Source organism: Kitasatospora sp. NPDC088742 (assembly GCF_055584905.1).
In genome coordinates, this window is record NZ_JBVJLD010000013.1 from 58382 (window position 1) to 66224 (window position 7843).

Sequence of the window (7843 nt, forward strand, 5' to 3'; positions counted from 1 at the left end):
CCCATGTGACTTTGTGAATGGATTCACAATGTAGGCGTAGGGCTCGGAATCCAAGAGCGGGAGCAGCAGACATGAGCACCCAGCACATCGAGAAGACGGCCACCGCCGACGCCTGGCAGGGCTTCAAGGGCGGGCTGTGGCGCGACAGCGTCGACGTCCGCGACTTCATCCAGCAGAACTACACCCCGTACCTGGGCGACAGCTCCTTCCTGGCCGGCCCGACCGAGCGCACCACCGCCGTGTGGAAGGCGATCACGGACAGGTTCCCCGAGGAGCGGGCCAAGGGCGTCCACGACGTCGCGTACGACATCCCCTCGACCATCACCGCGCACGCCCCGGGGTACATCGACCGGGAGAAGGACCTGATCGTCGGGCTGCAGACGGACGCCCCGCTGAAGCGGGCGATCATGCCCTACGGCGGCTGGCGGATGGTGGCCGGCGCCCTGGAGACCTACGGCTACCCGGTCGACCCGGGGCTGGAGAAGGTCTTCACCGAGTACCGCAAGACCCACAACGCCGGGGTCTTCGACGCCTACACCCCCGCCATCCGGGCCGCCCGCAAGGCCGGCGTCGTCACCGGACTGCCGGACGCCTACGGCCGCGGCCGGATCATCGGCGACTACCGCCGGGTCGCGCTCTACGGCGTGGACCGGCTGGTCGAGGCCAAGCTGGCCGAGAAGGCCGAGTTGGACGCCGCGCCGAGCGACCCGGCGCTGCTGGAGGAGACCATCCGCGGGCGCGAGGAGCTCTCCGAGCAGATCCGCTCGTTGGGCGAGCTCAAGCAGATGGCGGCGGGCTACGGCCACGACATCTCGGGGCCGGCCACCAGCGGGCGCGAGGCCATCCAGTGGCTGTACTTCGCCTACCTGGCGGCGGTGAAGGAGCAGAACGGCGCGGCCATGTCGCTCGGCCGCACCTCCACCTTCGTGGACGTCTACCTCCAGCGGGACATCGACGCCGGGGTGCTGACGGAGGAGCAGGCCCAGGAGCTGGTGGACGACTTCATCGTCAAGCTGCGGATCGTCCGCTTCCTGCGCACCCCCGAGTACGACGAGCTGTTCTCCGGCGACCCGACCTGGGTGACCGAGTCGATCGGCGGGATCGGCGAGGACGGCCGCCCGCTGGTGACCCGGACCTCCTTCCGCTACCTGCAGACCCTCTACAACCTCGGCCCGGCCCCCGAGCCGAACATGACGGTCTTCTGGTCCCCGCAACTGCCGCAGGGCTTCAAGGAGTTCTGCGCCCAGGTGTCGATCGACACCTCCAGCGTGCAGTACGAGTCGGACGAGCTGATGCGCCCGCGCTTCGGCGACGACACCGCGATCGCCTGCTGCGTCTCGGCGATGGCGGTCGGCAAGCAGATGCAGTTCTTCGGCGCCCGGGTGAACCTCGCCAAGACCCTGCTCTACGCGGTCAACGGCGGCCGGGACGAGAAGTCCGGCGCCCAGGTCGGCCCGGAGACCGGGGCCGTCACCTCCGAAGTCCTGGACTACGACGAGGTGATGGCGCGCTTCGACCAGCAGATGGAGTGGCTGGCCGAGACCTACGTCCACGCGCTCAACGTCATCCACTACATGCACGACAGGTACGCCTACGAGCGGATCGAGATGGCGCTGCACGACCGCGCGGTCCGCCGCACCATGGCCTGCGGCATCGCCGGCCTCTCGGTGGCCGCCGACTCGCTCTCGGCGATCAAGCACGCCAAGGTCACCCCGGTGCGGGACGGGAGCGGCCTGGTCACCGACTACCTGATCGAGGGCGAGTACCCGGCGTACGGCAACAACGACGACCGGGTGGACTCGATCGCGGTCTGGCTGGTCGAGGAGTTCATGCGGAAGGTGCGCAAGCACCCGACCTACCGCAACGCCGAGCACACCCAGTCGGTGCTGACCATCACCTCGAACGTGGTCTACGGCAAGAAGACCGGCAACACCCCCGACGGCCGCCGGGCCGGTGAGCCGTTCTCCCCGGGCGCCAACCCGATGAACGGCCGGGACGCCCACGGCTACGTGGCCAGCGCCCTGTCGGTCGCCAAGCTGCCGTACGAGCACGCCGAGGACGGCATCTCGCTGACCAACACCGTCACCCCCGACGCGCTCGGCCGCACCCCCGAGGAGCGGGTGAGGAACCTCGCGGGCGTGCTGGACGGCTACACGGCCTCCAACGGCTTCCACATGAACGTCAACGTGCTCAACCGCGACACCCTGCTGGACGCCATGGAGCACCCGGAGGACTACCCGCAGCTGACCATCCGGGTGAGCGGATACGCCGTCAACTTCGTCCGGCTGAGCCGCGAGCAGCAGCTCGACGTGCTCAACCGCACGTTCCACGGCTCGCTCTAGGCAGGAGATCCCGTCATGGCCGTACTCCTCGGAACCGAGATCCCCGTCGGTGCACCCACCGGCTCGGTGCACTCCTGGGACCTCTCCACCGGCGTGGACGGCCCGGGCACCCGGTTCGTCACCTTCCTGGCCGGGTGCCCGCTCACCTGCCTCTACTGCCACAACCCCGACACCATGAAGATGCGCAACGGCCGGCGCACCACCGCCGACGAGGTGGTGGCCGAGGCCGCGAAGTACACCACCTTCATCCGGGCGGCCGGCGGCGGCGCCACCGTCAGCGGCGGCGAGCCGCTGCTCCAACCCGCCTTCGCCGGTGAGCTGTTCCACCGCTTCAAGCACGAACTCGGCCTGCACACCGCGCTGGACACCTCCGGCTTCCTCGGCGCCCGGGCCACCGACGGGCTGCTGGCCGACGTCGACCTGGTCCTGCTGGACATCAAGTCCTGGGACCGCGAGCTCTACCGCAAGGTCACCGGGCGGCAGTTGGAGCCCACCCTGGAGTTCGCCCGGCGGCTGGCCGACCTGGGCAAGGAGGTCTGGGTCCGCTTCGTGCTGGTGCCCGGGCTGACCGACCCGGCCGAGAACGTCGAGGGCGTGGCCGGCTTCGCCGCCTCGCTGGGCAACGTCTCCCGGGTGGACGTGCTGCCCTTCCACAAGCTGGGGGCCGCCAAGTACCAGGCCCTGGGCCAGGACTTCGCGCTGGCCGGCACCCCCTCCCCCACCCCCGGGCAGGTGGCCGCCGCGCGCGGCGTCTTCGCCCGCCACGGCCTCAACGCCGTCTGACGGCACCGCAGTTCGAGAAGGAGCCCCCGATGACCACCGCAGTGCCGCGCCGCCGCCGCTGGGCCGACGAACCCGACGAGCACCCGGGCCGCCCCCGCCGGGTGGTCGGGCCGGTCCCGGCGATGGACGGCCGGACGCCCACCGCGCACGACCTGCTGCTGCTGCACTGCCCGTCCTCGCTGCGCCGCACCGTGGCCGGCGCCGAGCCGATGCCCGGCTGGGCCCGCACCCTGCTGCGCGGCAACCCCTGGGTCACCGTCCGCCGCGCCCCGGCCATCGCCGGACTCTCCCCGGCGCGGGTCCGCTGCACCCGGGACTCCGAGGCCGCCGCCGAGACCTGGCTGCCGGTCGTGCTGCACGGCCCGCGACCGGACCAGCGGATCACCGGCTACGCCCCGCGCTCGGCCGTCGCACTGACCCTCGCCCCCGAGCAACTCCCGGACCGCCTCGGCCAGTTGCCCGAGGCCCGGCAGACCGGGGTGCCCGCCCTGGCAGCCCTGCCGGAGGCCGGCGCGGTGGTCGAGAGCTACAACCTCAGCTGGGGTCCGATCGGCGCCGTCGGCTGCGAACTCGCCACCGGCGTCCCGGTGGTGTCACCCGACAGCCCGCTCCGCCTCCTGCTGCGCAGCCCCCTCCCGTTCAGCCGCCGCGACGCCCTGCTGCTCCGCCGCAGGCTGCGCAAGCTCCCGGTCTGGGTCGAGGCCGAACTGGAGACCCGGCACGGCGCCGTCTCCCTCGCCGAGTACTCCACCTCCCCGCAGTCCCTCACCCTGCACACCCCGGACGGCCCCCGCCTGGTCGGCGACCCGTGGTTCCCCGCGCACCTGCGCAGTGCCTGACCAGGTGTCAGGTCAGGTTTCAGCTCAGGTTTCAGCTCAGGTTTCAGCTCAGGTTTCAGCTCAGGCGTGGTGGCAGGCGACTCCGGCGGTGAGCGGCGGGGTCGTCTGCTCGCACGAGGTGCGCTTCTCGGGAGGGAGTCCGGCGTAGAGCGGGCAGCGGGTGCGGAAGGCGCAGCCGGTGTGGCGCTCCGTCGGGGAGGGCGGGTCGCCGGGGAGCAGGGTGCGGGTGCGGGCGCGTTCGGCGGCCGGGTCGGGGAGGGGGACGGCGGAGCGCAGGGCCTGGGTGTAGGGGTGGCGGGGGTGGTCGAGGACCTCGGCGACGGGGCCCTGTTCGACGGTGCGGCCGAGGTACATCACGCTGACCCGGTCGCAGAGGTGGCGGATCACCGAGAGGTCGTGCGAGACGAAGAGGTAGGCCAGGCCGAGTTCGGCCTTGAGCTGCTGGAGCAGGTTGAGCACGCCGGCCTGGACGGAGACGTCGAGGGCGGAGACCGGCTCGTCGAGGACGAGCAGCTTCGGCGAGACGGCGAGCGCGCGGGCGATCGAGATCCGCTGGCGCTGGCCGCCGGAGAACTGGTGCGGGTAGCGGGTGGCGTGGGCCGGGTCGAGGCCGACCTGGCGGAGCAGTTCGGGGATCCGGCGGTTGACCAGGTCGCGCGGGGCGCGCTGGGCGAGCAGCGGTTCGGCGATGATGTCGCCGACCGGCTGGCGCGGGTCCAGGCTGGCCATCGGGTCCTGGAAGACGATCTGCACCTCGCCGCGTAGGCGGTGGGCGTCCGCCTTGGTGAGGGTGGCGGTGTCCCGGCCGAGGAGTTCGATCCGGCCGGCCTCGGGCGCGGCCAGGCCGAGCAGTTCGAACAGGGTGGTGGACTTGCCGGAGCCGGACTCGCCCACCAGCCCGAGGGTCTCGCCGCGCCGCAGGTCCAGCTCGACGCCGTCCACCGCGTGCACGGAGCCGACCCGGCGCTTGAAGACGGTGCCCTTGAGCACCGGGAAGGTCTTGGTCAGACCGGTGACGGTGAGCACCGGCTCGCGCTCCTCACGGGGCGTCAGGTCCGGCTCGGGCAGCGGCGGGACGGGGTAGACCTCCTGCGGGGCCGGGCGGGTCGCGGCCAGGAAGTCGGCGCGCAGGCAGGCGGCCAGGTGCTCGCCGTCCCCGGTGAGCGCGGGCTCCTCGGCGCGGCAGCGGTCCTCGACCAGCGGGCAGCGGTCGGCGAACGGGCAGCCCGCGCCGACCGCGCCGGGTGCGGGCGGCTGGCCGGGGATCGGCACCAGGGCGCCGCGGGCGCCGTCCAGCCGGGGCACCGCGCCGATCAGGCCGAGGGTGTACGGGTGGCGTGGGTGGGCGAAGAGCTCGTCCACCGGGGCGGTCTCCACCACCCGGCCCGCGTACATCACGGCGACCCGGTCGGCCATCCCGGCGATCACGCCGAGGTCGTGGCTGACCAGCACCAGGGCGGCGCCGGTCTCCCGCTGGGCGGTGCGCAGCACCTCCAGCACCTGGGCCTGGATGGTGACGTCCAGGGCGGTGGTGGGCTCGTCGGCGAGCAGGATGTCGGGGCCGTTGGCGATGGCCATGGCGATCATCGCGCGCTGGCGCATGCCGCCGGAGAACTCGTGCGGGTAGGAGTCCAGGGCGCGGCGCGGGTCGGGTATGCCGACCAGGTCGAGGAGTTCGGCGGCCCGGTCGCGGGCGGCGGCGCGGTCGACCTTCTGGTGGACCCGGATCGCCTCGACGATCTGGTCGCCGATCCGGTAGACGGGGGTGAAGGCGGAGAGCGGGTCCTGGAAGACCATCGCCACCTTGTTGCCGCGCAGGCCGGCGAGTTCACGGCTCGGCAGGCCGACCAGCTCCCGTCCTTCCAGCCGTACGGAACCCTGGACCCGGGCGGCCCCCGGCAGCAGGCCGAGCACGGCCAGCGCGGTGACGGACTTGCCGGAGCCGGACTCGCCGACGATCCCCAGGGTCTCCCCGCGACGCAGTGTCAGATCCACCCCGCGCACGGCCGGCTGCGAGCCGAAGTCCACGGCCAGGTCGGCGACTTCGAGCAGGGGGGCGGTGGTCACGAGGAGCTCCGGGAGGTGGGGTCGAGGGCGTCCCGCAGACCGTCGCCGATCAGGTTGACGGCCAGTACGAAGAGGACCAGGAGGGCGGCGGCGAAGTAGAACAGCCAGGGGAAGACCGGGGCCTGGTCGGTGCCGGCGGCGAGCAGGGTGCCGAGCGAGACGTCGGGGGCGCGGACGCCGAAGCCGAAGTAGGAGAGGGCGGCCTCGCTCATCACCGCGCCGCCGACCGTGATGGTGGCGTCGGTGATCAGGAAGGAGGCGACGTTCGGCAGGATGTGGCGCAGGATGATCCTCAGCGGGTGGACACCCATGAAGCGGGCGGCCCGGACGAACTCGCGCTCGCGCAGCGAGCGGGTCATCGAGCGGACCACCCGGGCGGTGATCATCCAGTTGAAGACGGCCAGCAGGACCACGAAGGCGATCCAGCCGGAGCCCTTCAGCCGGGGCGAGATGATGGTGATGATCAGGAAGCTGGGGAAGACCAGCATCAGGTCGACCAGGAAGGTCAGCAGCCGGTCGGTCCAGCCGCCGAAGTAGCCGGCGCAGGCGCCGACCAGCCCGGCCAGCACGGTGGAGAAAACCGCCACCAGCAGGCCGATCACCAGGGACTTCTGCAGGCCCCGGACGGTCTGCGCGAAGACGTCCTGGCCGAGCCCGTTGGTGCCGAACCAGTGCTGGCCGGAGGGCGGTTGGCGCAGCGCGGTGTAGTCCGGGGCGGCGTAGTCCCAGGGCGTCAGGTGCGGGCCGAGGAAGGCCAGCAGGAAGAGCAGCAGCACCGTGACGGCGCCGATCACGACTCCCTTGGCGGCCAGCAGGCGGCGCAGCACCAGGCGGGAGCGGCCGGTGGCGGCCGGGGCGACGGGATCGGCCGGGTCGGCCGGGGTGAGCGGGAGCACGGCAGTCATCAGGACCTGACCCGGGGGTCGAGGGCGGCGGTGAGCAGGTCGGCCAGGAAGCCGGAGGCCAGCACCACCACCGCGGCGAACAGGTTGACCGCGACCACCGAGTTGATGTCCTGCTCGTTGATCGCCTGGATGAACCACTCCCCCATGCCGTGCCAGCCGAAGATGGTCTCGGTGAAGGCGGCGCCGGTGAAGATGCCCAGGAAGCTGTAGGCGAACATCGTGGTCATCGGGATGATCGCGGTCCGCAGCCCGTGCTTGAGCAGCGCCTGACGCCTGGTCAGGCCCTTGGCCTCGGCGGTGCGCAGGTAGTCGGAGCCGAGCACGTCCAGCATGGTGGCGCGCTGGTAGCGGCTGTAGACGGCCAGGCCGCCGAGGGCCAGCGAGAGGGTGGGCAGCAGCAGGTGCAGGCCCCAGTCGGCGAGGTGGGCGCCGATCCCGCCGGCCAGGCCGGGGGTCTCGTAGCCGGTGAACGGGATCACCTCGTGGCCGGCCGCGTCCTTGGCCGCGATCGCGCCGTTCTTCAGCAGCAGGGCCAGCAGGAAGACCGGGGTGGAGAGCAGCACGAACGAGGTGAGCGTCAACGCCCGGTCGGAGAACCGGTACTGGCGCACCGCGCCCCAGACGCCGACCGCGACGCCGAGCACCATGCCGAGCAGGGAGCCGACCAGCAGCAGCCGCAGCGAGACCCAGATCCGCCGCCCGAAGTCCTCGTTCACCGAGGTGTCGTGGATGGTGCGGCCGAGGTCGGCGTGGAGCACCAGGCCCTCGGCCCAGGTGCCGAAGCGTTCCACCACGGGGGTGCGGTCGTTGATGTTCAGGGCGGTCAGCTGGCGGTCCACCGAGGCGGCGGAGGGGCGCGGCTGCTTGGCCTCGAAGTAGGCCCGGGGGCCGAGTGCGGCGCTGGAGA

At 72.1% G+C, this 7843-nt stretch carries 6 protein-coding genes; 3 read left to right on the forward strand and 3 right to left on the reverse strand.

Annotated elements, in window-relative coordinates:
* Window positions 1-71: 71 nt before the first annotated feature.
* Genes pflB through ACZ6ZR_RS13295 form a run of 3 tightly spaced genes read left to right on the forward strand, consistent with a single transcriptional unit; the run spans window position 72 to window position 3964 of the window.
* The gene (gene pflB / locus ACZ6ZR_RS13285) at window positions 72-2342 is read left to right on the forward strand and encodes a formate C-acetyltransferase (RefSeq protein WP_465642198.1); all 2271 of its coding nucleotides are present in this window, start codon (window positions 72-74) and stop codon (window positions 2340-2342) included.
* Window positions 2343-2357: 15 nt separating this feature from the next.
* A complete protein-coding gene (pflA, locus tag ACZ6ZR_RS13290) occupies window positions 2358-3125 on the forward strand; it encodes a pyruvate formate-lyase-activating protein (RefSeq protein ID WP_465642199.1) in 768 nt (255 codons plus the stop codon).
* A gap of 29 nt (window positions 3126-3154) precedes the next feature.
* Window positions 3155-3964 carry a phosphoribosyl-dephospho-CoA transferase MdcG domain-containing protein gene (locus ACZ6ZR_RS13295; protein WP_465642200.1) on the forward strand — a complete coding sequence of 270 codons (810 nt, stop codon included), beginning with the start codon at window positions 3155-3157 and terminating at the stop codon, window positions 3962-3964.
* Between the two features lie 60 nt (window positions 3965-4024).
* On the opposite strand, the gene ACZ6ZR_RS13300 is transcribed toward ACZ6ZR_RS13295, so the two are convergent.
* The 3 genes from ACZ6ZR_RS13300 to ACZ6ZR_RS13310 form a co-directional block, all read right to left on the reverse strand.
* Window positions 4025-6031 carry a dipeptide ABC transporter ATP-binding protein gene (locus tag ACZ6ZR_RS13300; protein WP_465642201.1) on the reverse strand — a complete coding sequence of 669 codons (2007 nt, stop codon included), beginning with the start codon at window positions 6029-6031 and terminating at the stop codon, window positions 4025-4027.
* Window positions 6028-6936, reverse strand: a complete 909-nt coding sequence (locus tag ACZ6ZR_RS13305) for an ABC transporter permease (RefSeq protein WP_465642202.1) — start codon at window positions 6934-6936, stop codon at window positions 6028-6030. The genes ACZ6ZR_RS13300 and ACZ6ZR_RS13305 overlap by 4 nt, the downstream gene beginning before the upstream one ends.
* A partial coding sequence (locus ACZ6ZR_RS13310) for an ABC transporter permease (protein WP_465642203.1) occupies window positions 6936-7843 on the reverse strand: 908 nt, incomplete at its 5' end. The genes ACZ6ZR_RS13310 and ACZ6ZR_RS13305, both read right to left, overlap by 1 nt.